The sequence below is a fragment of the Comamonas testosteroni genome (genome assembly GCF_030505195.1).
GTDB lineage: Bacteria > Pseudomonadota > Gammaproteobacteria > Burkholderiales > Burkholderiaceae_C > Comamonas > Comamonas testosteroni_G.
In genome coordinates this window covers 3,713,013-3,737,657 of record NZ_CP129672.1, presented here as the reverse complement: position 1 = coordinate 3,737,657, position 24,645 = coordinate 3,713,013, and the positions used below count along the sequence as shown (strand labels likewise).

The window sequence follows — 24,645 nt, the reverse complement described above, 5'->3', positions numbered from 1 at the left end:
GTGCTCTGCGCCTTTTCAAAACCAAGGGAGAACCATATGAAGAATCTGTCTCGTGCTTTGGCTTTCAGTCTGGTCGCTGCGACGACCGTGCTGGGTACCACGGCCTGTTCGGTGGCTCGTGACCAGCAGACTGTGGGCTCCTATGTGGACGACGCGGGCATCACCACGGCGGTGAAGGCCAAGATGGCCGAAGACAAGAATGTCTCGGCAACCGCCATCAGCGTCGAAACCATGAACGGCACTGTGCAGCTGTCGGGCTTTGCCAAATCCGAAGCAGAAAAAGCCCGGGCCGGCGAAATTGCCCGCACGACCAAGCATGTGCGTGAAGTGCGCAACAGCATCGTGGTCAGGCCCTGATGATGCACGCATGAAGCAAGGCTCTTTCTGAGGGCCTCGCTTCCCGCCACAAAGCCAGCTTTTGAGCTGGCTTTGTTTTTTCCTACACATGGCGGCTGACTTCGCCATTAAAGTGTTCGGATGCAAGTCTTCAACTGCGAGGCCTGCGGGCACCTGATCTATTTTGAAAGCCTGCAATGCGTGCATTGCGGCGCAAGCCAGGCATTTCTGCCCGATCAGCTGCGCGTCGGCATTCTTGCGTCGGCCGGGGCCCCCGACGCACGCTATCGCCCCTGCGCCCACCGCCACAACATCAGCCTGTGCAATTTTGCGATCGAGGCTTCAGACCCGCAGCCGCTGTGCGTTTCCTGCCGACAGACCGAATGGCTACCCGACAGCAGCGATCCCGCCAATGAGCTGCGCTGGGCCAAGATCGAGGGCGTCAAGCGCAGGCTGTTCTACACCCTGGCCAAGCTGGGCCTGCTGGACCCGCATGGGCACCGCGTGACCGAGCCGCGCTTTTCCCTGCTCGCAGACCTGCCCGGCCAGAATCCCGTCATGACCGGCCACGCCAGCGGCATGATCACGCTCAACGTCGTCGAGGCAGACGACGACGAGCGCGCCAAACGCCGCCAGGCCCTGCAAGAGCCCTATCGCACACTGACAGGACATCTGCGTCACGAATCGGGACATTTCTACTGGGATCAGCTGATAGCGAACAGCGAGCATCTGGAGCGCTTCAGGGCATTGTTCGGCGATGAGAATCAGGACTATGCCCAGGCGCTGCAGCGCCATTACGGCAAGGACCCGCTGGACAACCGCTGGCGCAATCAGTTCATCAGTGCCTATGCCACGGCCCACCCCTGGGAGGACTGGGCCGAAACCTGGGCTCACTATCTGCACATGGTGGATTTGCTGGAGACCGCAGCCAGCTACGGCACCTGCATTACCGTGCCGGACATCCCGAGCAGCGGCCAGCAGCTCATTCAAAACCCGCTGGGGCCGGTGCCGCCCGATTTTTCGGTGATGCAGTCCCAGTGGGTGCCGCTGACGCTGCTGCACAACAGCCTCAACCGCAGCCTGGGCCATGGCGACGCCTATCCATTCGCCATTTCGGGCCCGGCCTGGGACAAGCTGCGCTTTGTCCACGAGACCATCAGCAGCTATCGCAGCAGGCTGGCGGGCCAGGGCAGCTGAAAGCTCAGGGCTTGCGGCCGACCTTGAGCATCAGGCGCTCATGCACGCCCTTGGAGACAAACTTGTCCACATCGCCATTGAGCGTGGCAATCTCGCGCACAAAGGTGGAGCTGATGAACTGATAGCGATCGCTGGGCGTGAGGAACACGGTTTCCACTTCGGGCATCAGCGTGCGATTCATGCCGGCAAGCTGGAACTCATAGTCGAAGTCGGTTACCGCGCGCAGGCCGCGCACCATGGCCTTGGCGCCGCGAGCGAGCACAAAATGCGCCAGCAGCCCGTCAAAGCTCTCCACCTCCACCTGCGGATAGTTGGCGCAGGCCTCGCGCACCATGGCAATGCGCTCCTCCAGCGAAAACAGCGTCTTTTTGTGATGGCCTGCCGCCACGGCCACGATGACCTTGCCAAACAGCTGTGCAGCCCGGCGCACCACATCTTCATGCCCCAGCGTGATCGGGTCAAAGGTTCCGGGGTAAACAGCAATCAGGTCCTGACTCATGGCTTATCTCTCTCCTGAGGGTCTTGATGAGGGTGAGGGTTGCTGCAGTGCAGCGTCAAGAGATTATGCATTCAGGCCTTCGCAGCGTTGACCCATGCAAAAAAGAGCTGCCGACGCCTCTGCTCGAAGCGCCTGCAGCTCCCGGTGCGGCAGCAAAGCCTTACTGCTTTTTCAGCAGATGCGCATGGACGGCGCCGGCCTTCAGATAGCGGTGCAGCTCCAGCCCCATTTCCAGCAAGCGATCCTCGGCCCAGGCTTCGGGAGCTTCCAGATAAATGAAGCCGCCCTCATTCAAGGCCGCCGTGGCGGCCTTGAGCGCGGGCTCGAACAGCTCGGTCTGCCCGAAGGGCGGGTCCAGCAAGATCAGATCCTGCCCTGCCACGGTCTTCAGGCAGCTCAGCGCATCGCCGCGCTGCACCTTGACCATCCGGGCATCGAGCTTTTGCTGAAGGCGCTGCAGCTGCTGCACCAGGGCGGCATCCTGCTCGTTCATGATGACGCTGCTGGCGCCGCGCGATGCGGCCTCGAAACCGAGCGCCCCCGTGCCCGCAAAGGCATCGATGCATTTCCAGTTGCTCAGGTCCTGGCCCAGCCAGTTGAACAGGGTCTCGCGCACCCGATCGGGCGTGGGCCGCAGACCGGGCTTTTGCGCCACGGCCAGACGCGTGCGACGCCATTGCCCGCCGATGATGCGGATTTCACCGGCCCCCGTGGCTGCCGGCTTGGCAGCGGCAGGCTGGGCAGCCTTGGCTCCGGGGCGGGCCGGACGGCTGGCCGCCAGCTCCTGCGCCTTGCGCTCGGACTCGTGAATCATCTTGTCCAGCGCCTTGCGGCCTGCGGGGGTGTGTAGCTTGATAGCACTGCGGCTCATGGCTTGGCTCCGAGAGTGATGGTGACCATGCGCTCGGGCTGAACCATGCGTTGCATCGCCTCCTTCACGTCCTTGGTGGTCAGAGCCTGAACGCGATCGGTCCAGTGCTCCAGATAATCGAGAGGCAGGCCATTCCAGGCGATGTTGGCCACATTGCCCAGCAGCTTGCGATTGCTGTCTATGCGCAAGGCAAAGCCGCCGATCAGATTGGCCTTGGCCGCCTTGAGCTCCTTGTCGCTAGGACCTTCGGCAATGAATTTGCGCAACACGTCCTGCGAGACCTTGAGTGCCTCGGCCGCCTGATCGGGACGGGTCTGCAGGCCGACGATGAAGGCGCCGCGATCCAGGCCCGGCGAGAAGTCGCTGGAGACACCATAGGTCAGGCCCCGCTTTTCACGCACTTCCTCCATCAGCCTGGAGGTGAAGCCGCCGCCGCCCAGGATATGGTTGCCCACCATCACGGCGAGAAAATCGGGGTTGTTGCGCGCAATGCCAGGCTGGCCGATCAGCACCTGGGCCTGGGCCGACTCGAACGGAATGTTCTCGACCTTGGCTTGCTCCAGATCCTGCACCTTGCTCACGGCAGGCAGCGGCGGGCAGTCGTTGCCATTGGTGGCCTGCAGCGGCCCCAGCAACTGCTTGACCAGGGCATCGGCCTGCTGGCGATTGACCGCTCCCACCACGCTGACCTTGGCGCGGCAGGCGGCAATCAGCTTGCGGTGAAAGTCCTGCATGGCCGAAATATCGATCCGGCCCAGGCTGTCGACCGTGGTCTGATAGCCATAGGGCGAGCTGCCGAACACGGCCTTGCGGAAGGCCTTGGAGGCCACGGTGCCGGGACGGGTATCGGCCTCCCTGATGGAGGCGCTCCAGCGCTCACGGTCACGCTGCCACACGGCGTCGGGCCAGCTTGGCGAGGCGATCTGGCGTGCCGCCAGGGCCACGGCCTTTTGCTGCAGATTGGGCTCGGTCAGCGTGCGCAGGCCATAGCTGAAGCTGTCACGCCCCGCGCTGGCGCCAAAGCTGGCACCCAGGTCGGCCCAGGCCTGGCCCAGGCCGTTCTCATCCAGCGCAGGCGCATCGCCTGCCGCCTTGATGCCCTTGGAGGACATCATGGCCACGGCCGTCGCCAGGCCCACCTTGTCCTCAGGATCACGGCGGCTGCCGGCGTCGAAGTCCACTTGCACATCCACCATGGGAATGCCGGGACTTTGCACCAGCCAGACCTGGGCGCCACTGGGCTGGCTCCAATGCTCTATCGGCAGCAAGGCCCAGGCAGATTGGGTCAAAAAACCCATTCCAGCGCTTACTACAAAAGCGCCAGCAGCTATCTTTTTCATAGTTTTCATAGGTTCCTCCGCTGCGCTCAGTGCATGGATTTATCGGCATCCGCCTTGCCCGACATGGGGCGCTGGGGCTTGCTACCCGCCGGCAGAGGCTGAGGCACCAGGGTGCCGACAGTGAGCTGGTCGTCGCCAAAATATCTGGCGGCCACGGCCTTCACATCATCAGAGGTGACTTTGCGCAGTTCGGCCAGCAGCTTGTCCTCGGCATCCAGCGGCATGTTCTGGATCCAGTAGTTGCCCAGGTTCTGGGCCTGGCCCATGACGGAATCACGCTCATAGACGTTGGAGGCCATCCACTGCGTCTTGACGCGCTCCAGTTCATCGGCCTGCACGCCCTCATCGGCCACCTTCTTGATCTGGGCACGCAGCGCAGCTTCCACATCGGCCACGGTCTTGCCCTGGGCCGGAACGCCGGTCAGCATGAACAGGCTGGGCCCGCGTCCCATGATGTTCGCCGAGCTGCCGGCGCTATCGGCCACACGGCCGTTGGCCTGGCCTTCACCCTGCACCAGGGCGCGCTCCAGACGGGCACCGTCATAACCGTCCAGCACGGCGGACAGCACCAGCAGCGCCAGCGCGTCCTTGTCCTCGGCCTGCAGCTTGTCCACGCTCTTCAGGGTGGGCGTGCGATAGGCCATGGCGATAAAAGCCTGCTCGGCCGGCTGCTTGACCTCGATGCGGCGCACGCCGATCTGGCTGGGTTCGGTCTGCGGCTTGCGCTGCGGCAATGCGCGCGCAGGAATGCTGCCGTAATACTTCTCGGCCCAGGCACGGACCTGGTTGACGTTCACGTCCCCCACCACCACGACGGCGGCATTGGCAGGCACATACCAGCGCTTGTGGAAGTCGCGCACATCGCCGGGCGTCATGGAGTTCAGGTCGCTCATCCAGCCCACCACGGGGCGGCGATAGGGCGATGCCATGAAGGTGGCCGCCATCAGCTGCTCCATCAGCATGGCGCGCGGCTGGTCGTCGGTGCGCATGCGCCGCTCTTCCTTGATGACCTCGATTTCCTTCTTGAATTCGGAGTCCGGCCACTGGTTGTTGGCAAAACGGTCGGACTCCAGCTTCATCACGTCTTCCAGACGGTTGGACGGAATCTGCTGGTAGTACCCCGTGTAGTCACGCCAGGTAAACGCGTTTTCCTGGCCGCCCAGCGCCGCCACGCGACGCGAAAAGTCTCCGGGCTTGACGCTTTTGGAGCCCTTGAACATCATGTGCTCCAGCGCATGGGCCACGCCCGTGGTGCCGTCGACCTCGTCCATGGAGCCCACGCGTACCCAGACCATGTGCACGGCCGTAGGCGCGCGCCGGTCGGGCTGCACGATCAGCTGCATGCCGTTCTTCAGCGTGAACTGCTGCACTTGCGGCACGGCCGCCGTGGCGGCAGCAGGCACAGGTTGCAACGATGCGCCCGGCGCAGCCAAGGCTGCCCCAGCGCTCAAACAGGCCATTAAGCCCAGTAAAGGGAGTGCGCGTACATGTTTCATAGAATGATGCGATTCTAAAAACCAGCCAATGTTCAGTTTTTTCAAGAAAAAGCCCAATTCACCCGATGCGGTGAACACCACGCCTGCTGCCGAGGCAGCTGCGGCGCCCGCTCCTGCTGCACAAACCAGACCCGCTCCACAGGATACGCCTGCTGCGCCTGCCGAAAACGGCAGCAGCTCCTGGTGGCGCAAGCCCTTTGGCGGCGGTGCGACGGCCAAGGCCGGCGAAGATCAGCCCGCTACTCAGGATTTTGTAGCAGCCCCAGAGCCTACCGCAAAGCCGCAAGCCCCAAATTCCCGTCAAAGCTGGATGGAACGCCTGAAAGCCGGTCTGCGCAAGACCGGCTCCAGCATTGCCACCGTCTTTACCGGCACGCAAATCGACGACAGGCTCTATGAAGAGCTGGAGGACGCGCTGCTGATGGCCGACACCGGCGTCAAGGCCACCCAGCATCTGCTCGATGACCTCAAGCGCCGCGTCAAGGAAACCAAGACCACCGAGCCCGCCGCCGTCAAGGCGCTGCTGGCCGATGCGCTGACCGATTTGCTCAGGCCCCTGGAAAAGCCGCTGACCATCGGCGAGCACACCCCGACCGTCATCATGGTGGCCGGCGTCAACGGTGCGGGCAAGACCACCTCCATCGGCAAGCTGACCAAGCATCTGGCCGACGACGAGCAGTCCGTGCTGCTGGCCGCCGCCGACACCTTCCGCGCCGCCGCGCGTGAGCAGCTGGGCGTCTGGGCCAATCGCAACACCGTGGAGATCATCAGCCAGGACGGTGGCGACCCCGCCGCCGTGAGCTTCGATGCCGTCTCCGCCGGCAAGGCGCGCAAAAAGGATGTGGTGCTGGTCGATACGGCCGGACGCCTGCCCACGCAGCTGCATCTGATGGAAGAGCTCAAGAAGATCAAGCGCGTGGTGAACAAGGCCGACGGCACGGCGCCGCACGAGGTGCTGCTGGTGATTGACGGCAATACCGGCCAGAACGCGCTGACCCAGGTGCGCGCCTTCGACGATGCGCTGCAGCTCACGGGCCTGATCGTCACCAAGCTCGACGGCACGGCCAAGGGCGGCGTGCTGGCCGCGATTGCGCAGGAGCGCCCCGTGCCCGTCTACTTCATCGGCGTGGGCGAGAAGATCGAGGATCTGGAAACCTTCAGCGCACGCGAGTTCGCCCAGGCCCTGCTGTCCTGAAGCACAAAACTATAGCTGTCAGCGCTTTATCTATAAAGATTTCAGATAGATTTAGCATTGAAATCCAATAAGGGAGCGCGTAAGGCGCTCCTTTTTTTATTCAGGCTTCAGAGCTGCACCTGCTGCTTGAGCCATTTGGCATAGTCGTTCAGGCAGCGCTCGGTGCGCATGGTGATCTGGGGCACTTCATAGCTGTGATGGCTGCGCAGCAGCTGCGTCAGCCGCGCCAGGGCCTCGGGCAGGGTCTTGCAGGTCAGCCGCCATTCGGGAGCGGTTTGCAGCACGCCGTCCCACTCGTAATACGAGGTGATGCGCTCGGTCTGCACGCAGGCCGCAGCCTTGGCCGAGACCAGGGCCCGCGCCATGTCCTCGGCCTCGGCCGAATGCCCCACGGTCGTCGTCACCACGCACAGCGTGGCCCAATGGAGGTCCTGCGCACGGGCGGACTTGAGAGGTGCGGTCTGGGTAGATGTAGTGCTCATGCCGACTAGTCTAGGCCCAAGACCGTCACGATCCGCCGAGCGTTACAACGGATACAAACCCAGCTGTTGCGCACGCAGCCGCGTCAGCCCCAGCAGCGCATCGGTGAACGGCGTGCTCATGCCGCACATGGCACCCATCTCGCGCACGGCGCCCACCAGGGCGTCCAGCTCCACCGGTTTGCCGGCTTCCACATCCTGGAGCATGGACGTCTTGAAGCCGCCCAGCTTGAGCGTGACCTGATGGCGGTCCTGCGGACTGTCGGCAATCGGCAGGCCGATGCGCGCGCCGATTTCCCGGGCCTCCAGCATCACCGCCGTGATGAAGTTGCACACCAGCTCATCGCCCAGAATCCTGTCCGTGGTCGCACCCGTGATCGCACTGACGGGGTTCATGGTCATATTGCCCCAGAGCTTGTACCAGGCGTCGCGCTGGATGTTGTCGCTGAGCCTGACCTCGATGCCGCCCGCGCGCAGCAGCTCGGCCAGCGCCAGCAGGCGCGGCGTGGTCGCATCGCCGGGCAGGGCCATGGGCTCGCCGACGATGAGGCTGTTGCCGAAATGCCGGCGCACCACCCCCGGCGCGTCGAGCGAGCAGCTGGCATGCACCACCGAGCCGAGCACCTGCCCGGTGGGAATGGCGCGCGCGATCTCGCCCTGCGGATCCACGGCCCTGAGCTGCAGGCCGCGCATGCCGGCATCCACGCCACCAGCCAGAAACCACCAGGGCACGCCGTTCATGGCGGTCAGCACCAGGGTCTGCGGGCCGATCAGCGGTGCGACGGCACGCGCCACATCGGGCATGGACGGTGCCTTGACGGCAATCACCACCAGATCCTGCACACCCACAGCGGCCGGATCCTGCTGCGCATTGACGGCCACGGTCTCGCGCTCCTCGCCATGCACCAGCGTCAGGCCGCCATGCTGCAGCGCAGCCAGCGTCTGGCCCCGCGCCACGGCGCTCAGCTCACAGCCCGCCTTGGCCAGCGCCACGCCCAGCCAGCCGCCAATGGCGCCGGCACCGTAAATACAGACTCTCTTCAAACGCATGCTCTTGTCTCTCCTGTCTTATATCAATCTCAAAAACAGTAGCTGCCGGCGCTTTAGTGCAAAGCACCTGAAGACTTTCCACCCCTGAAACCAGGCGAGATCGTCACGGCCGCCGCTCATTGTTGATACGTTAACAGCAGTATCCACCCGCGCGACACTGAGGGCCGTTGACAGCTGGGCACGCCGCACTGCGCACCCTGCCCGCTGCCCTGTTCATCGACATTTCAAGGACCGACTCATGAGCTCCAACACCGCCGTCATCAATCTCACAGCCCAGATCACGGCACTGGCCACCGCCTTGCGCATCGTGCTGGACGCCAGCCCCCAGGCGGCCCAGACACGCGAGCAACTGGCCGCCGCGCTGGACAAGACCATCCACGACGCGCTGGAAGAAGGGGTCTGGGACAACGCCGACGGTGTCAAGACCATCAGGGCAGCGCTGCTGGACTGATCGCCGCCGCGCCATGAAAAAGCCGGGCACCAGGCCCGGCAGAAGCAGCAATCCGCAAAAACGCAGGCCAGCGCATCACGCCAGCGTATAGGCCGTCTTCACCGTGGTGTAGAACTCCTGGGCATAGCGGCCCTGCTCGCGCGGGCCGTAGCTCGATCCCTTGCGTCCGCCAAACGGCACGTGGTAGTCCACCCCCGCCGTGGGCAAGTTGACCATGACCATGCCGGCCTGACTGTGGCGCTTGAAGTGCGTGGCGTACTTGAGGCTGGTGGTGGCAATGCCGGCCGACAGGCCAAACGGCGTGTCGTTGGACATGGCCAGGGCCTCTTCGTAGTCCTTGACGCGGATCACGCTGGCCACCGGGCCGAAGACTTCCTCGCGGTTGATGCGCATGCCCGCTTCGGTGTCCACAAACAGCGTGGGCGCCATGTAGTAGCCCTGCTTGCCGCTGCCCGTGTGGCAGGCGATGCGGCTGCCGCCGGCCGCCAGGCGCGCGCCTTCGGCCTTGGCGATTTCCACGTAGCCCAGGTCCTGCTCCAGCTGGGCCTGGCTCACCACGGGGCCCATGTCGGTGCCGGCGGCGCGTGCATCGCCAACCTTGATGCGCGCCATGCGCGCCTGCAGGGCTTCGATGAAGGCCGGGTAGATCTTGTCAGTGACGATCAGGCGGCTTGATGCCGTGCAGCGCTGGCCCGTGGAGTAGAAGCCGCTTTGCGCCGACAGCTCTACGGCCTGCTCCAGGTCGGCGTCGTCCAGCACGATCTGGGGGTTCTTGCCGCCCATTTCCAGCTGCACCTTCTTGCCCGAAGCCACGCAGGCTGCCGCGATGCCGCGGCCCACGCCCACCGAGCCCGTGAAGCTGATGGCTGCCACATCGGCATGGTTCACCAGGGCTTCGCCGATGACGCGGCCCGAGCCCATGACCAGGTTGAAGACGCCGGCGGGGAGGCCCGAGCGGTGGATGATGTCGGCCAGGGCCCAGGCGCTGCCGGGCACCAGATCGGCGGGTTTGAGCACCACGCAGTTACCGAAGGCCAGGGCCGGGGCGATCTTCCAGGCGGGAATGGCGATGGGGAAGTTCCAGGGCGTGATCAGGCCGACCACGCCCATCGGCTCGCGCGTGATCTCCACGCCGATGCCGGGGCGCACCGAGGGCACGGTCTCGCCCGTGAGGCGCAGGCATTCGCCGGCAAAGAACTTGAAGATCTGGCCGGCGCGGCCGACTTCGCCAATGGCTTCGGGCAGGGTCTTGCCTTCTTCGCGGGCCAGCAGCTCGCCGAGCTCGGCCTTGCGCGCCAGAATCTCCGTGCCTATCTTGTCCAGGGCGTCGGAGCGCGCCTGGATGCCCGAAGTGGACCAGGCGGGAAACGCAGCAGCGGCGGCGGCCACGGCGGCCTGCACGTCGGACGCACCGCCCTGGGTGTACTCGCCGATCACATCGGACAGGTCGCTGGGGTTGGTGTTGGAGGCGTAGCTGTCAGCAGCCGTCCACTGGCCGTTGATCAGATTGTGGTGTGGGGTCATGGATATGCTCTTGATAGAGGAGCTAGCTGCGCCCGTTATTCATAGATATCAGAATGAAAAGTATCTGAATTCCTGAATCAACAAGCGCTAGCAGCTCCTGTATTCATAGTCGTCTCAACGGGCCCAGCGCAGCACCAGCGGGTCCAGCCGGCGTGCGATGTCCAGCAACTGGCGGCGCACCTCGGGATGCATGGGCGGCCAGGGCGAGCGCGGCGCGTCGCAGGCGATCACGCCGCCCTCCTTCATCAGCGCCTTGGCGGCCAGGAAACCGGCCTGGCGGTTTTCGTGGTTGATCAGCGGCAGCCAGCGCTGGTACAGCTCGAAGGCCTTGTCCTTGTCGCCTGCGCGGTGCGCCTCGATGATGGGGCGTATGCCGTCGGCAAAGCCGCCGCCGGTCATGGCACCGGTCGCGCCGGCCTCCAGGTCGGCCAGCAAGGTGATGGCTTCCTCTCCGTCCCAGGGGCCTTCGATGGCTTCACCACCCAGGGCGATCAGCTCACGCAGCTTGTTTGCTGCACCGGCAGTTTCCATCTTGAAGTAGCTGACCTGTTCGATCTCCTTGGCCATGCGGGCCAGAAAGGCGGGCGGCAGCGGCGTGCCTGCGGCCGGCGCATCCTGGACCATGATGGGGATGTCGATGGCGTCGGACACGCCCTGGTAGAAGGCCTGCACCTGGGCTTCGCCAAAGCGGAAGGTGGCACCGTGGTAGGGCGGCATGACCATGACCATGGCGGCGCCCATGTCCTGGGCGCGGCGGCTGCGTTCGGCGCAGACCTTGGTGCTGGTGTGGGTGGTGGTCACGATCACGGGCACGCGGCCGGCCACATGCTCCAGCGCCGTGCGCGTGAGGATTTCGCGCTCCTCGTCCGAGACCAGGAACTGCTCGGAGAAGTTGGCCAGGATGCACAGACCATGAACGCCCGAGTCGATCATGAAGTCCAGGCAGCGCTTCTGGCTGGCCAGGTCCAGCGTGCCGTCCTCGTGGAAGGTGGTGGGAACCACCGGGTAGATGCCGCGGTAGCGCGGGTTCGAGAGTCCAGGCATGGTGCGGCTCCTTATTCGATGATGTCGAACTGGTCCAGGTACTCGCTCTTGAGCGACAGACCCAGGCCCGGCACGTCGTCGCGCAGCTGCAAAAAGCCGTTGTCGGCAACCGGCTCGCCGTCGAAGATGTACCAGAACAGCTCGTTGCCCACTTCCACGTCGAAGATGGGGAAGTACTCGGCCATGGGCGAGGCCAGCGTGCTCATGGTCAGGTGGTAGTTGTGCATCTGGCCGGCATGCGGGATCACGGGCACGGAATAGGCCTCGCACAGGGCATTGATCTTGTGCGCCGCCGTGATGCCGCCCACGCGGTTGGTGTCGTACTGCACGACGGAGACGGCCTTCTTGTCCAGCAACTGCTTGAAGCCGTAGAGCGAAAACTCGTGCTCGCCGCCCGAGATGGGGATGATGTTCATGGCGTTGAGCTCGGCGTAGCCGTCGATGTCGTCGGCGATCACGGGCTCTTCGAGCCAGCGCGGCTCGAACCTGGCGAGCTTGGGCAGCATGCGCTTGGCGTACTCCAGGTTCCAGCCCATATAGCACTCCAGCATCAGGTCGGTGTCGTAGCCGATCACTTCACGGATGGCTTCGACCGACTTGAGGTTCTCGCGCACGCCGTCCTGCAGATGGGCCGGGCCGTAGCCAAAGCGCATCTTGAAGGCCTTGAAACCCTGATCGAGGAATTTCTGCGCCTCGTCCTGCATCTCTTTCAGGTCGGTGCGGTAGAGCTTGCTGTAGTAGCAGGGAATCTTTTCCTTGGTACGCCCGCCCAGCAGCTTGAACACGGGCTTGTTCACGCTCTTGCCCAAGATGTCCCAGATGGCCAGATCCACAGCCGAGATGGCGGCCATGGTCACGCCCTTGCGGCCCCAGGCGTGGGTGGCGCGGTACATGCGCTGCCACAGGTATTCGTAGTCCCAGGGGTCCTGGCCGATGACCAGGGGCGCTAGGTACTCGTCGATGATGGCCTTGGCTATTTTTGGCGCCAGGGCCACATTGCCCAGGCCGATGATGCCGTCATCGGTTTCGATCTCGACCACGGTCCACGAATGGAAGCGGAAGGTGCTCATGGACTCGGTGTTGGAATAGACCAGATCCATGGCGTTGGAGCAGAAGTTGCCCTGGGGCGGAACGGTCTTGCCCTTCCATTGATAGACACGGGCGCGGACGGACTTGATCTTCATACAGACCTCGGAAGAAAAGAGTGAGTAGGACAGGCGGCCCAAGCCGCCCGGAAAATGGGCTCAGACGGCTGGGGCGGCCTGGCGATCGCGGTGGGCGGCCCCCATGCGTGCGGCAATCTGCAGCGCCTGCCAGGTGGCCTCCGCATTGGCCTTGCCCTGGCCCGCGATGTCGTAGGCCGTGCCATGGGCCGGCGTGGTGATGGGAATCGGCAGGCCGCCCTGCACCGTCACCCCGCGCGAGAAGCCCAGCAGCTTGATGGCGATCTGGCCCTGGTCGTGGTACATGGTCACGATGGCCTGGTACTCGCCGGCCTGGGCCTTGAGGAAGATGGTGTCGGCCGGGAACGGGCCGTGGAACGGCGCATCGCTGGGCCAGTCGCGCGCCTGCAGGGCCTGCACGGCGGGCGCGATGATGTCGATTTCCTCGCGGCCGCAGGTGCCGCCGTCGCCGTTGTGCGGGTTGAAGCCGGCAATCGCCACCTTGGGTGCCGCAAAACCGTTGGCGCGCAAGGCGTTGTAGATCAGCTCGGCCGCCTGGCTGATGCGCTCCACGCTCAGATAGCCGGCCACATCCTTGAGCGGCACATGGGACGAGATGCGCGAGGTCCAGAGATCGCCCAGCGTGTTGAACTCGCAGAAGTAGCCGGTCACGCCCAGGTACTCGGCAAAGTGGTGCAACTCGTCCTCGTGGCGCAGGCCGCCCAGCTTCATGGCCTGCTTATTCAAGGGCGCAAAGCAGATGGCGTCGATATCGCCCGCCAGTGCCGCATCCATGCATTGGTCGAGCACCTGCAGCACCGAGCGGCCGCCCGCCGCCCCCACCTGCCCCAGCACCACATCGGCCTGGGCGACGGTGTCCACAGCCACAAAGGCCGGCAGCCGCGTATCGGCACGCTCGCGCGCTGCGCACAGGCCGGCCAACGCAACGGTTGCCACTTGCACACCGGCGATGCGCTGGCCCTGCTCCCAGAGCCAGGGATCGCCGATCAGCACCAGATTCGCCTGCTCGGTGGCTTGCGGCCTGGCCAGCAAGCGTGCGATGAGTTCGGCGCCGATGCCGCACGGATCGCCCAGGGTCAGGGCGACAACGGGAAGAGAAACCTTGCTCATGCTCAATCCAGCTTGATGTTGTTCTTGCGAATGATGTCGCCAAAGCGCTTGTACTCGGCGAGATGAAAGCTGCCAAAGTCGGCCTGGGACATGGGCCGCAACTCGGCACCCACGGCCTCGAGACGGGTCTTGGTCTCTGGCATGGCGATGACCTTGTTGACCTCGTCATGCACTTTTTGCTGCACCGCCTTGGGCGTGGAGGCCGGCATGTAGATGCCATACCAGGCGCTGATTTCCACATTGCGCAGACCCGCTTCGGCCATGGTCGGCACCTGCGGCAGCTGGGGGTTGCGCTGGGGCGAAGTGACCGCCAGAGCGCGCAGCTTGCCGGCCTTGATCTGGCCTATGACCGAGGGCATGGTGTCGAAGCTCATCTGCACCTGGCCGCTGACCAGATCGACCAGGGCGGCGGCGCTGCCCTTGTAGGGCACATGGGTGATCTGAATGCCTGCGGCATCCTTGAACACCTCGGCAGCGATATGCTGGGTGCTGCCCGTGCCGCTGCTGGCGAAATTGATCTGACCGGGATTCTTCCTGGCCATGGCCACCAGCTCCGCCACCGTGTTGGCGGCAACGGAGTTGCCCACCACCAGCACGTTGGGCACCGAGCCGACAAAGGCCACGGGCACCAGATCCCGGTTGTTGTCGTATCCCAGCTTGAGCAGATGCGGCGCGATGGCATGGGCCGTGACCACGCCCATGACCATGGTGTGGCCGTCCGTGGCCTTGGCCGTCATGTCCACGGCCAGCGTGTTGGAGACGCCGGGCCGGTTCTCCACGATCACCGGCTGCTTGAGCAGCGGCCCCAGCCTGTCGGCCACGGCGCGGGCCATGGCATCGGTGCCGCCTCCGGGAGCAGAGCCCACCAGCATGCGCACGGGCTTGACGGGCCAGTTCGCAGAGTCCTGTGCCTGGGCCTGCCAGGGCAGCGCGGCGGCGCCGCACACTGCGGCTATGGAAAGTAGATGACGTCTTTGCACATTGGTCTCCTTGGCTTTTTTATTTCATCGCAGCCCGATCCTAGGGAAGCCGCTGATATGCGTAAACTGAAAGTTATTGATTAATCGATAACCTGAAGCAATAAGAAGCCATGCCATGGGATCGATCGACAAACGCGACAACACGCCACAGCTGCTGAACCGGCTGCGCATGCGCCAGGTGGCCTTGATACTGGCCATCGACGAGCGCCAGACCTTGCGCGCGGCAGCGGCCGAGCTCGGTCTGACCCAGCCGGCCGCCACCAAGATGCTGCAGGAGCTCGAAGATGCCCTGGGTCAGCCGCTGTTCGAGCGGGTGGGCCGACGGCTGCAGCGCAATGCGGCAGGCGAGCGGGTGCTGGAGTATTTCCGTTCGCTGCGCGGCAATATCGAGGCCCTGAATCGCGAACTGGGCGAGCTGCGCCAGGGAAGCTCCGGACGGCTGGCCGTGGGCAGCATCATGGCCGCATCGCCCGGGCGGCTTACCCAGGCCCTGCTGGAGCTGAAAAGGCAGCTGCCCCTGCTGGAGCTGGAAGTGGCCGTGGACACCAGCGATCGCTTGCTGGCGCAGCTGCGTGAGGGAGTGCTGGAGGTGGTCGTCGGGCGCATGACCAATGAAGCGGGCAGCGATTGCCGCTTTTGCCCGATCGACGACGAGCAGCTGGCCTTCATCGTGCGGGAGGAGCACCCTCTGCTGTCGCTGCAGCGGCCCGGTCTGCAGGCCTTGCAGGGGCATGGCTGGGTGATGCAGCCGCCCGGCAGCCCCATGCGCACCTTGATCGAGCAGGAGTTCCGCGAACACAGTCTGCCGCTGCCACGCGGCCTGATCGAAACCGGCTCCATACTCACCACCATCAATCTGGTGCGAAACTCGAACATGGTGGGCGTGATTCCGCGCACGGTGGCAGATCTTCATGCCGCCCACCGCATGCTGCATATCCTGCCGTATCAGACAAGGCGCAGCCTGGAGGCTTATGGCAGCCTGGTACGCAAGGATCGGCCCATCAGCCGATCGGCACAGATGTTCCTGGATCTGCTGCACCGTCACGATGCAGCGGCCTGAACAAGGGCCTGGCCTCCGCAAGGTCGATTCTGCGCAAGGGCCGGCCGGCACCGGCCGAGCCGCGCCGATGTCCAGACTCAAATCTGCCAATAACCTCTTGACGGTTCACATCTAGTCCAGCCAAGGCGCCACATCCTTGCCCATGCGCACAGCCAGCTTCTTCAATCGGGGAAGATAGCGGGCAATCAACTCCTCCCTGGCGACAGCAGACTTCGGGAAGACCAGATTCAGACCTCCGATCAAACGACGTCCACACTTCAATGGCACTGCGACTGCTCCAAACGGCGCTTGCTGATGCCAATCACCATCGCTGATGCCATACCCTCGCTGGCGCGTCTCTTCAATCAAACGCTCTACCGATGCTCTATCCCTTGCCATGGCACCAGTGGCATCGTCACGCTGAGCGAGCAACGAGAGCAAGCCTTCCCTCTCATCTTTGGTGCAAGACGCCAGATAGGCGCGTCCCATCGCCGTGAAGAACAGCGGCAATTTTTCTCCAATCATGCCGCGATGCTGAGACAACCGGCTGAAACGGTGCGTGCTCTCACGCACCACCATAAAGCCGCCTTCCACGGTCCCCAGATCGCAAGGCCAAAGCAGCTCGGGCACAGCAGCACGCATCAGCGGTAGTGCGACCTGCTCAACCCAGGCATCATCGACAAGCCCTTCGCTAAGGCTGCGCACTGCAAAAGTCAGGTAGTACTGCCCGTCTTTCTCACCCCTGCGCACGAAGCCCTCCGCCCGCAAGGTCTCCATCAATCGCTTGACGGTGGTGCGATGGATATCGCATGCCTGTGCCAGTGCCGTGGTTGAAGCGATGCCGCCAGGGGCTCTATTCATGGCCTGCAGCAGAGCCAGCCCTCGCGACAAACTGCGTACATCCTTGTAGTCATTCATGGGACTGTGCTCAAAAGTGAAGATTTTCTGGGAATGCCCAAGTATGAATACCGCAGGCCATACGGCGCAATCGCCGGGTGCTGTGCTGCTGCGCTCAATGAATATTCCCGACTCGATGCGCAACCGCGCGCAGCTTTGTCATGCACCATCCCGACGCCCACCTTACGTGGTCTCACGTCAACGGATTGGTAGACGGTGCAAGCGGTGACAGCAAGGGTATGCACCTATCAATAGGTGCACCAGGTGCACAGTGTTTTCAGACTCCTCGAGTGTTTTGACAATGATCAAAACAGCACTCGATGCGCTCACCCAATACGGAGACTGAAAATGAACGCCCCCCAAGAAAACCAAGCGAGTCAAGACGATGCCGATGTCCTGATCATTGGCGCCGGCCCGGTAGGGCTGACACTGGCAAACACTCTGGGGCTGGCGGGTGTACGCGTCATCGTGGCAGAGAAGCTGCCACAGATTATTGACTACCCCCGAGCCATCGGCATTGACGACGAATCGCTGCGCACGCTGCAGGCAGCAGGTCTGTCCGATCAAGTACAGGCACACATCACCCCTCATCACTGGATGCGCTTCTACACCGCCAGCGGCCAGTGCTTTGCCTCGATCGAGCCTCGCACCGATGAGTACGGATGGTCCCGCCGCAATGCCTTCATCCAGCCTCAGGTAGACGACATCCTGTACCGGGGGCTGCAGCGCTTTGAACAGGTCCAGGTACTGCTGGGTCAGGAGCTTCACGGCTTTACCCAGGACGATGCTGGCGTCACCGCCACACTCAGGAGTTCCGAGGGCGTAGAGCGCACACTGCGCGCCAGGTACCTGGTCGCCAGCGATGGCGGCAATAGCCTGGTGCGTCGCACGCTGAACGTACCCTTTGAGGGCCGTACCAAACCCAATCAATGGATTGTGGTTGATGTACGCAATGACCCCCTGGGAACCCCTCATATCGACATGCATTGCGACCCGGAGCGCCCCTACGTCTCTGCAGCCCTGCCGCATGGCATTCGCCGCTTTGAATTCATGGTCATGCCTGGGGAGACCGAAGAGCAGCTCTCAAAGCCGGAGAACCTTGCCCAGCTGATGCGCAAGGTCGTCGCAGATCCGGACAAGGTCGACTACATCCGCAAGCGCGTGTATACGCACAACGCACGACTGGCGGCGCAGTTTCGGGTCGGACGAGTCTTGCTGGCAGGCGATGCCGCGCACATCATGCCGGTCTGGCAGGGCCAGGGCTACAACAGCGGCATGCGCGATGCCAGCAATCTCGCCTGGAAGCTGGCCATGGTCATCAGGGGAGAGGCCGGCAGCGGCCTGCTTGACAGCTACGAACAGGAACGCCGCGACCATGCCCGCAGCATGATCCATTTGTCCGAGGTGGCAGGCGACATCTTTGCCCCTGAAAGCCATACCGCCGCCAAAGTACGCGACACGGTGATGCTGGCCCTGAACGCTGTGCCGCCCGTCAAGCAGTATTTCGCCGAGATGCGCTTCAAACCCATGCCGCGCTACGAGCAGGGCGTGGTGCTGCACCACACGGGCACCGGCAATCAAGGAGCCAGGACACCGTTCGCCGCTCTGCTGGACCGCTCGGGCAACACTCCCTTGAGCCGCCTTCTGGGCCTGATGGCGGAAAAGAAGGAGTCTCTGGTGGGGCGTCTGGTGCATGGCCTGGAGACAGCGGCTTCCAGTCCCGTAGGCCGGATGTTCATTCAGCCTCGGGTGGCCACTGCGAACGGCCACTCTGGCCTGCTGGACGACTTTGTCGGACTGAATTTCTGCATTCTGGCCTGGGGTACGGACCCCAGCTATGGCATGGACGAAGAGGCTCTGAACTTCTGGCAGCGCCTTGGCGCTCGCTTCATTCGTGCCATGCCCTCTGGCCAGCTGCTTCATCCAACGCCCACGCGCGATGGCGTGCTGACCGTTGGCGACGAACAAGGCCGCCTCAAGGACTGGTTCAGCGCCCAGGGCAAGTCGGTGGTGTTCGTGCGCCCGGACCGCTTTGTCGCGGCGCTGGCATCTCCGCAGGAGGTCAGCGCTGTCACCCGCCAGATGGCCCGGGTACTGCATTCCCCACTGGAGGCATGAAGATGAGTGGTAGCGCCATCGCCACTGCGCGCCGGGCATTTCTTGGTATGTCGCACTCGCCTTTGCTCGGTCTCAATCCTGTCGCTGCAGACGATCAGATCGCCATCGACCAGGCGATTGCTGCGGCGCGGGCGGCCGTTCACGAGTTCTCGCCAGAGCTGATCGTGCTGCTGGGGCCGGACCACTACAACGGCTTCTTCAATGAGCTGATGCCGCCGTTTTGCATCGGCAGCCAGGCAACGGCCGTGGGCGACTATCTGTCTCCAGCCGGTCCTCTCAATGTGGCTGGAGAACTGGCCATAGCGCTGGCCGACCACCTGATGGACAAACATTTCGATATCGCGGTGTCGCGGCGCATGTGGGTCGATCACGGCTTTTCGCAGGCCCTGCAGTTTCTGTGGGGGGACGAGATGGACACGCCGCCTGTCATTCCCATCTTCATGAATGCAGTAGCCCAACCCGGTATTGCGCGCATGGCCCGATGCAAGGCACTGGGAGAAGGCATTGGCAGCTTTCTCGACCGGTTGCCACAGCGCACACTGCTGATTGGTTCGGGCGGGCTGTCGCACGAGCCTCCCGTGCCGACACTGGCCCATCCTGACCCAGCCGTACGCGAGCGCATCACCGTCCGCTCCACGCCCACAGAGCAGGAGCGCGAGCTCAAGACCGAGCGCGTCAAGGCAGCCGGTCTGGCTCTGGCCAATGGCGACAGCTGGATGAAGCCGCTCAACCCCGAGTGGGATCTGCAATGGATGGACGCCATGGCCAGCGGCCAGCTGGACGGCTTATGTGCAATGAGCGAAGCCTCGATCGGCGCCATGGCCGGCAACTCTGCCCATGAGTCCAAGACCTGGCTGGTGGCGCGCTCCGCCCTGCCTGCCAACACCCGCCTGCCCTGCCCTGTACGGACCTACCGCGCCATTCCATCGCTCATTGCGGGCTATGGCGTGATGTTCATGCACCACTGATCCTCATACTTTCATGACTGCCATGCCGACCACCAAGCAAATACAGGTCTGGGCCGAACGCCTGCGCCACGCGGAAGCCACCGCCACCCCCATTGCGCCCCTGCGCGAGGAGATCGCCGACAACGACAGCGCCTATGCCGTGCAACTGGCCAATGTGCTGTATGCACAGAGTCAGGGCCGCCGGATTGTGGGTCGCAAGATCGGGCTGACATCCCTTGCCGTGCAAAAGCAGCTGGGCGTGGACCAACCCGACTTCGGCACGCTGTTCGCCGACATGCTCTACGGCGACGATGAGGTCGTGCCCCTGTCGCGGACGCTTCAGCCCAAGGTCGAGGCCGAGGTGGCGCTGGTGCTGGCCAAGGATCTGGAGCGACCCGACACCACGCTGGTGGATGTCATCAGCGCCACCGCCTATGTGCTTCCGGCCATCGAGATCGTGGGCAGCCGCATTGCCGACTGGAACATCCGCTTCATTGACACCGTGGCCGACAACGCGTCCAGCGGTCTGGTCGTGCTGGGTGCCGTACCGACTGCGCTCAACGCACTGGATCTGAAGCTGTGCGAGATGCAGATGACGCGCAATGGCGATGTCGTCTCCACCGGCTCCGGTGGAGCCTGCCTGGGCCATCCCCTGAATGCCGCCGTTTGGCTGGCCCGCCGACTCGCCAGCCTCGGCCAGGCGCTGCGAGCCGGCGACCTCGTGCTGACCGGTGCCCTGGGGCCCATGGTCGCAGTGAATGCCGGCGATCGCTTCGAAGCCCACATCAGCGGCGTCGGCTCCGTGTACGCGCAGTTTGAACGGTGAATCTTCTCGAAAGCATTCCCGGCCCCGTTTTCCATTGCTCATAACGATTATTCAGGAGACAAATCATGTGGAATCGACGTCAATTGTTCGCAGCCGGTGCTGCCTCGCTCGCTGCCTGCGTGGGTACACCCGCCATCGCGCAGAATTTCCCCAACCGTGCCGTGACCATGGTCGTTCCCTTCCCGGCCGGAGGCATCACCGATGCCGTGGCGCGTGCACTGGCTAGCAAGATGGGGGAGCAGCTTGGCAAGCCTGTCATCGTTGACAACCGACCCGGCGGAGGCGGCCAGATTGCGGCAGCCTATGTGCGCCAGCAAGCGGCCGACGGCCATACCCTGTATGTCGGTGCCACCGAGATGTTTGCCATCAACCCCTCGTTGTTTCGCAATTTCTCATATGACCCGCTGAAGGATTTCAGTCCCGTCACTTCGCTGATCGCTTCGCCGTTGGTGCTGGTCGTGCCTGCCAATAGTTCACTGACCAGCGTCAAGGAACTCATAGCCCAGGCCAAGAGCCGCAAGGACGGACTGAACTTCGCCTCGCAGGGTATGGGCTCCATCGGCCATCTTCTCGGAGAGACCTTCCGTGGCAAGGTTGGCGGAAAGTTCAACCATGTTGCCTATAAAGGCTCCGCCCCCGCACTGCAGGACGTGATGGGTGGACAGGTGGACTTCATGTTCGACCCGGTCATCACCACAGCCCCCCTGGTGGCCGGCAAGAAACTCAAGCCCCTGGCGATTGCGGCCGACAAGCGTTCGCCACAAATGCCGGACGTACCCACCCTGGCCGAGCTTGGCGTGCCCGGTGTGAATGCCGGCGTGTGGTTCGGTGCCGTGGTCAAGACAGGTACCGCTGCAGCTGCGGTTGAACGTCTGAACGATGCCATCCACCAGGCCATGAAGGACCCTGAAGTGGTCAAGCGTTTTGCCGATCAAGGCATGCAGGCGTTCCCGTCAACCCCGGCCCAGTTTGGCAGCTTCATGCAGTCGGAGCTGACCAAATGGGGCCCTCTGGTCAAGGCCAGCGGCGCTTCGATCGAGTGAGCAAGCCGCCAATGTTGCATCGTCGAACTCTTTTGCAGTCGGCTCTGGGCTTGGGCAGCCTGTCGATCGGCGGCCTCGGCTCAGCGCAGGCCTTTCCCGTCAAGCCCATCACACTCGTGCTGCCGTTTTCCGCCGGCGGCATCAGCGACGTCATGGCCCGTGCCCTCGGTCAGCATGTGGCTCAGCAGCTGGGCAAGCCCGTGATTGTTGACAACAAGCCGGGCGCAGGCGGGCAGATTGCGGCCAGCGCAGTGCTTCAACAGGCCGCCGATGGACACACCGTGTATGTGGCTGGCACGGCCATGTTTGCCATCAACCCAACGCTGTTTCGCAAGTTTTCCTACGACCCCGTCAAGGACTTCGAGCCGGTAACGTCTCTGGTCACCTCTCCTTTGGTGCTCGTGGTTTCGGCCGCCAGTCCTGTCAGGACGCTGAGCGAGCTGGTGGCGCTTTCCCGCAGCAGCAAGCAAGGCCTGACATTTGCATCCCAAGGCCTGGGCTCCATCGGCCACCTGCTGGGGGAGCTGTTTCGCAGCAAAACCGGTGGCGGCATGTCTCATGTGGCCTACAAAGGCTCGGTGCCGGCACTGCAGGACGTGATGACAAACCGGGTCGACTTCATGTTCGATCCCACAAGCTCGACCGAAGCCCTGATCCGCAGCAAAAAGCTGCGCGCGCTGGCGATTGCCTCTGAAAGACGCAGCCCCCAACTGCCCGACGTTCCCACCCTGGCCGAGCTGGGAGTGTCCGGTGTCGATGCAGGCGTCTGGTTCGGTGCAGCCGTGCGAAGCGGAACGCCTGCCACGGTGGTCCAGACATTGAACCGTGCGCTGGTCGCAGCCTTGCGGGAGCCGGGCATACAGAAACGCTTCGAAAGCCAGGGCATGCAGGCCTATCCGCAAACCCCGGAGCAATTCAAGCAATTCATCCACAGCGAGATCGCACGCTGGGCACCGCTGATCCAGTCCAGCGGAGCCGGTATCGACTGATTTTTCTCTGAAGGTAAACGCTATGACGCGCAAACTCAAGGCCGCCATCATCGGCAGCGGCAATATCGGCACGGATCTGATGATCAAGATCCTGCGCCATGGCAAAAACATCGAGATGGGCGCCATGGTCGGCATCGATCCCCACTCCGACGGCCTGGCCCGCGCCTCCCGCATGGGCGTGGCCACCACCCACGAGGGCGTGGAAGGCCTCACGCGCATGCCCGGGTTCGCAGAGATCGACTTTGTGTTCGATGCCACCAGCGCCGGCGCACATGTGAAGAACGACGCCTTTTTGCGCAGCCTCAAGCCCGGCATCCGCATGATCGACCTGACGCCGGCGGCCATCGGCCCGTACTGCATTCCCGTGGTCAACGGCGACATGCATCTGGACGCGCCGAATGTGAACATGGTCACCTGCGGCGGCCAGGCCACCATCCCCATGGTGGCCGCCGTCTCTCGCGTGGCCAAGGTGCACTACGGCGAAATCATTGCCTCGATTGCCAGCAAGAGTGCCGGCCCCGGCACCCGCGCCAATATCGACGAGTTCACCGAGACCACGTCCAAGGCGATCGAAGTCGTGGGCGGTGCCACCAAGGGCAAGGCCATCATCATCATGAACCCGGCCGAGCCGCCCCTGATCATGCGCGACACGGTCTACACCCTGAGCGAGCTGGCCGACGAGGCCGCCATTGCCGCATCGGTGGAGCAGATGGCCGCTGCCGTGCAGTCCTATGTGCCGGGCTACCGCCTGAAGCAGCAGGTGCAGTTCGACCGTATCGACACCCCGATCCGCATCCCCGGCGTGGGCCATGCCCTCACGGGCCTGAAAACCTCGATCTTTCTGGAAGTCGAGGGCGCGGCCCACTATCTGCCCGCTTATGCCGGCAACCTTGACATCATGACCAGCGCCGGACTGCGCACTGCAGAGCACATGGCCGAGCGCATGCTGGCGACGCTCGCCGTGGCCGCCTGAGGAGACGACACACCATGACGCCAACCAAGAAAATCTACATCTCCGACGTGACCCTGCGCGACGGCAGCCACGCCATTCGTCACCAGTACAGCGTGGAGCAGGCCAGGCAGATTGCCCAGGCACTGGATGAGGCCAAGGTCGACTCGATCGAGGTCGCCCACGGCGACGGCCTGCAAGGCTCCAGCTTCAACTATGGCTTTGGTGCCCATACCGACCTGGAGTGGATAGAGGCCGTCGCCAGCGTGGTCAAGCACGCCAAGATCACCACCTTGCTGCTGCCGGGCATTGGCACCGTCCACGACCTCAAGGCCGCCTACGAAGCCGGTGTGCGCGTGGTGCGGGTAGCCACCCACTGCACCGAGGCCGACGTGTCCCGCCAGCACATCGAGTACGCCCGCCATCTGGGCATGGAGGCCGTGGGCTTTCTGATGATGAGCCACATGACCTCGCCCAAGGCCCTGGCCGAACAGGCCAAACTCATGGAAAGCTACGGAGCCACCTGCTGCTATGTGGTGGACTCCGGCGGCGCGCTGGGCATGAACGATGTGCGGGAGCGCTTCAGGGCCTTCAAGGACATTCTGAAGCCTGAAACCCAGACCGGCATGCACGCCCACCACAACCTGAGCCTGGGCGTGGCCAACTCCATCGTGGCGGTGGAAGAAGGCTGCGACCGCGTGGATGCCAGCCTGGCCGGCATGGGTGCGGGGGCCGGCAATGCTCCGCTGGAGGTGTTCATCGCAGCCGCAGAGCGCCTGGGCTGGAACCACGGAACCGATCTGTACAAGCTCATGGATGCGGCCGACGACATCGTGCGCCCCTTGCAGGACCGTCCGGTACGCGTGGACCGCGAGACGCTGGCACTGGGCTACGCAGGCGTTTACAGCTCGTTCCTGCGTCACGCTGAAGTGGCTGCCGCCAAATACGGACTCAAGGCCGTGGACATCCTGGTCGAGCTGGGCAAGCGCCGCATGGTCGGCGGTCAGGAAGACATGATTGTCGACGTCGCCCTGGACCTGCTGAGGCAACGCGAAGCCGCCTCCCTCTGACCTCTTCACCA

General features: G+C 63.6%; 24 protein-coding genes. 12 read left to right on the top strand and 12 right to left on the bottom strand.

The window, feature by feature from the left end; genetic code table 11:
- Positions 1-36 precede the first annotated feature (36 nt).
- Positions 37-357: a BON domain-containing protein gene (locus QYQ99_RS17185; protein WP_302089265.1), complete on the top strand. Its 321-nt coding sequence runs from the start codon at positions 37-39 to the stop codon at positions 355-357.
- Positions 358-477: 120 nt separating this feature from the next.
- Entirely contained in the window at positions 478-1,533 is a 1,056-nt protein-coding gene (locus QYQ99_RS17180) for a zinc-binding metallopeptidase family protein (RefSeq protein ID WP_302089264.1), read from the top strand.
- A gap of 4 nt (positions 1,534-1,537) precedes the next feature.
- Here QYQ99_RS17180 and coaD read toward each other — a convergent pair whose 3' ends face one another.
- The 4 genes from coaD to QYQ99_RS17160 form a co-directional block, all read right to left on the bottom strand.
- Entirely contained in the window at positions 1,538-2,032 is a 495-nt protein-coding gene (gene coaD / locus QYQ99_RS17175) for a pantetheine-phosphate adenylyltransferase (RefSeq protein ID WP_302089263.1), read from the bottom strand.
- 160 nt (positions 2,033-2,192) lie between these two features.
- The gene (gene rsmD / locus QYQ99_RS17170) at positions 2,193-2,903 is read right to left on the bottom strand and encodes a 16S rRNA (guanine(966)-N(2))-methyltransferase RsmD (protein ID WP_302089262.1); all 711 of its coding nucleotides are present in this window, start codon (positions 2,901-2,903) and stop codon (positions 2,193-2,195) included.
- Complete coding sequence (locus QYQ99_RS17165; protein WP_302089261.1) at positions 2,900-4,252, bottom strand: M16 family metallopeptidase; 1,353 nt, start codon at positions 4,250-4,252, stop codon at positions 2,900-2,902. The genes rsmD and QYQ99_RS17165 overlap by 4 nt, the downstream gene beginning before the upstream one ends.
- A gap of 17 nt (positions 4,253-4,269) precedes the next feature.
- Complete coding sequence (locus tag QYQ99_RS17160) at positions 4,270-5,703, bottom strand: M16 family metallopeptidase (protein ID WP_302093203.1); 1,434 nt, start codon at positions 5,701-5,703, stop codon at positions 4,270-4,272.
- 64 nt (positions 5,704-5,767) lie between these two features.
- Here QYQ99_RS17160 and ftsY point away from each other — a divergent pair, with 64 nt between their 5' ends.
- Positions 5,768-6,934 carry a signal recognition particle-docking protein FtsY gene (gene ftsY / locus QYQ99_RS17155; protein ID WP_302089260.1) on the top strand — a complete coding sequence of 389 codons (1,167 nt, stop codon included), beginning with the start codon at positions 5,768-5,770 and terminating at the stop codon, positions 6,932-6,934.
- A gap of 107 nt (positions 6,935-7,041) precedes the next feature.
- Here the strand turns inward: ftsY and cutA are convergent, their stop codons facing one another.
- Both cutA and QYQ99_RS17145 read right to left on the bottom strand, forming a co-directional pair.
- Positions 7,042-7,416, bottom strand: a complete 375-nt coding sequence (gene cutA / locus QYQ99_RS17150; RefSeq protein ID WP_302089259.1) for a divalent-cation tolerance protein CutA — start codon at positions 7,414-7,416, stop codon at positions 7,042-7,044.
- A gap of 42 nt (positions 7,417-7,458) precedes the next feature.
- Positions 7,459-8,463 (bottom strand): 2-dehydropantoate 2-reductase, encoded by a 1,005-nt coding sequence (locus QYQ99_RS17145; RefSeq protein WP_302089258.1) that lies wholly within the window; start codon positions 8,461-8,463, stop codon positions 7,459-7,461.
- 238 nt (positions 8,464-8,701) lie between these two features.
- Here QYQ99_RS17145 and QYQ99_RS17140 point away from each other — a divergent pair, with 238 nt between their 5' ends.
- Positions 8,702-8,914: a hypothetical protein gene (locus QYQ99_RS17140; RefSeq protein ID WP_302089257.1), complete on the top strand. Its 213-nt coding sequence runs from the start codon at positions 8,702-8,704 to the stop codon at positions 8,912-8,914.
- Between the two features lie 75 nt (positions 8,915-8,989).
- Here QYQ99_RS17140 and QYQ99_RS17135 read toward each other — a convergent pair whose 3' ends face one another.
- From QYQ99_RS17135 to QYQ99_RS17115, 5 genes are all read right to left on the bottom strand, one after another.
- On the bottom strand, positions 8,990-10,438 hold the full coding sequence (locus QYQ99_RS17135; protein WP_302089256.1) for an aldehyde dehydrogenase family protein: 1,449 nt from the start codon (positions 10,436-10,438) through the stop codon (positions 8,990-8,992).
- 114 nt (positions 10,439-10,552) lie between these two features.
- Positions 10,553-11,482 carry a dihydrodipicolinate synthase family protein gene (locus tag QYQ99_RS17130; protein WP_302089255.1) on the bottom strand — a complete coding sequence of 310 codons (930 nt, stop codon included), beginning with the start codon at positions 11,480-11,482 and terminating at the stop codon, positions 10,553-10,555.
- 11 nt (positions 11,483-11,493) lie between these two features.
- The gene (locus tag QYQ99_RS17125) at positions 11,494-12,666 is read right to left on the bottom strand and encodes an L-rhamnonate dehydratase (protein ID WP_302089254.1); all 1,173 of its coding nucleotides are present in this window, start codon (positions 12,664-12,666) and stop codon (positions 11,494-11,496) included.
- 60 nt (positions 12,667-12,726) lie between these two features.
- A complete protein-coding gene (locus tag QYQ99_RS17120; RefSeq protein ID WP_302089253.1) occupies positions 12,727-13,776 on the bottom strand; it encodes a 4-hydroxythreonine-4-phosphate dehydrogenase PdxA in 1,050 nt (349 codons plus the stop codon).
- A 2-nt stretch (positions 13,777-13,778) separates the two neighbouring features.
- On the bottom strand, positions 13,779-14,756 hold the full coding sequence (locus QYQ99_RS17115) for a Bug family tripartite tricarboxylate transporter substrate binding protein (RefSeq protein ID WP_302089252.1): 978 nt from the start codon (positions 14,754-14,756) through the stop codon (positions 13,779-13,781).
- Positions 14,757-14,871: 115 nt separating this feature from the next.
- Between QYQ99_RS17115 and QYQ99_RS17110 the strand changes: the two genes are divergently transcribed.
- A complete protein-coding gene (locus tag QYQ99_RS17110; protein ID WP_302089251.1) occupies positions 14,872-15,816 on the top strand; it encodes a LysR family transcriptional regulator in 945 nt (314 codons plus the stop codon).
- Between the two features lie 111 nt (positions 15,817-15,927).
- Here QYQ99_RS17110 and QYQ99_RS17105 read toward each other — a convergent pair whose 3' ends face one another.
- Positions 15,928-16,713: a DNA-binding transcriptional regulator gene (locus QYQ99_RS17105; protein WP_302089250.1), complete on the bottom strand. Its 786-nt coding sequence runs from the start codon at positions 16,711-16,713 to the stop codon at positions 15,928-15,930.
- A gap of 327 nt (positions 16,714-17,040) precedes the next feature.
- On the opposite strand from QYQ99_RS17105, the gene QYQ99_RS17100 reads away from it, so the two are divergent.
- The 7 genes from QYQ99_RS17100 to dmpG all read left to right on the top strand — a co-directional run bounded on the left by QYQ99_RS17100 (position 17,041) and on the right by dmpG (position 24,634).
- A complete protein-coding gene (locus tag QYQ99_RS17100; RefSeq protein WP_302089249.1) occupies positions 17,041-18,810 on the top strand; it encodes a bifunctional 3-(3-hydroxy-phenyl)propionate/3-hydroxycinnamic acid hydroxylase in 1,770 nt (589 codons plus the stop codon).
- A 2-nt stretch (positions 18,811-18,812) separates the two neighbouring features.
- Entirely contained in the window at positions 18,813-19,778 is a 966-nt protein-coding gene (locus QYQ99_RS17095; RefSeq protein WP_302089248.1) for a 3-carboxyethylcatechol 2,3-dioxygenase, read from the top strand.
- A gap of 13 nt (positions 19,779-19,791) precedes the next feature.
- Positions 19,792-20,583 carry a 2-keto-4-pentenoate hydratase gene (mhpD, locus tag QYQ99_RS17090; RefSeq protein WP_003079096.1) on the top strand — a complete coding sequence of 264 codons (792 nt, stop codon included), beginning with the start codon at positions 19,792-19,794 and terminating at the stop codon, positions 20,581-20,583.
- A gap of 65 nt (positions 20,584-20,648) precedes the next feature.
- Positions 20,649-21,626 (top strand): Bug family tripartite tricarboxylate transporter substrate binding protein, encoded by a 978-nt coding sequence (locus tag QYQ99_RS17085; protein ID WP_302089247.1) that lies wholly within the window; start codon positions 20,649-20,651, stop codon positions 21,624-21,626.
- An 11-nt stretch (positions 21,627-21,637) separates the two neighbouring features.
- Positions 21,638-22,615 carry a Bug family tripartite tricarboxylate transporter substrate binding protein gene (locus QYQ99_RS17080; RefSeq protein ID WP_302089246.1) on the top strand — a complete coding sequence of 326 codons (978 nt, stop codon included), beginning with the start codon at positions 21,638-21,640 and terminating at the stop codon, positions 22,613-22,615.
- A gap of 22 nt (positions 22,616-22,637) precedes the next feature.
- A complete protein-coding gene (locus QYQ99_RS17075) occupies positions 22,638-23,588 on the top strand; it encodes an acetaldehyde dehydrogenase (acetylating) (protein WP_302089245.1) in 951 nt (316 codons plus the stop codon).
- Positions 23,589-23,602: 14 nt separating this feature from the next.
- Positions 23,603-24,634 carry a 4-hydroxy-2-oxovalerate aldolase gene (gene dmpG / locus QYQ99_RS17070; RefSeq protein ID WP_302089244.1) on the top strand — a complete coding sequence of 344 codons (1,032 nt, stop codon included), beginning with the start codon at positions 23,603-23,605 and terminating at the stop codon, positions 24,632-24,634.
- Positions 24,635-24,645: the final 11 nt, after the last annotated feature.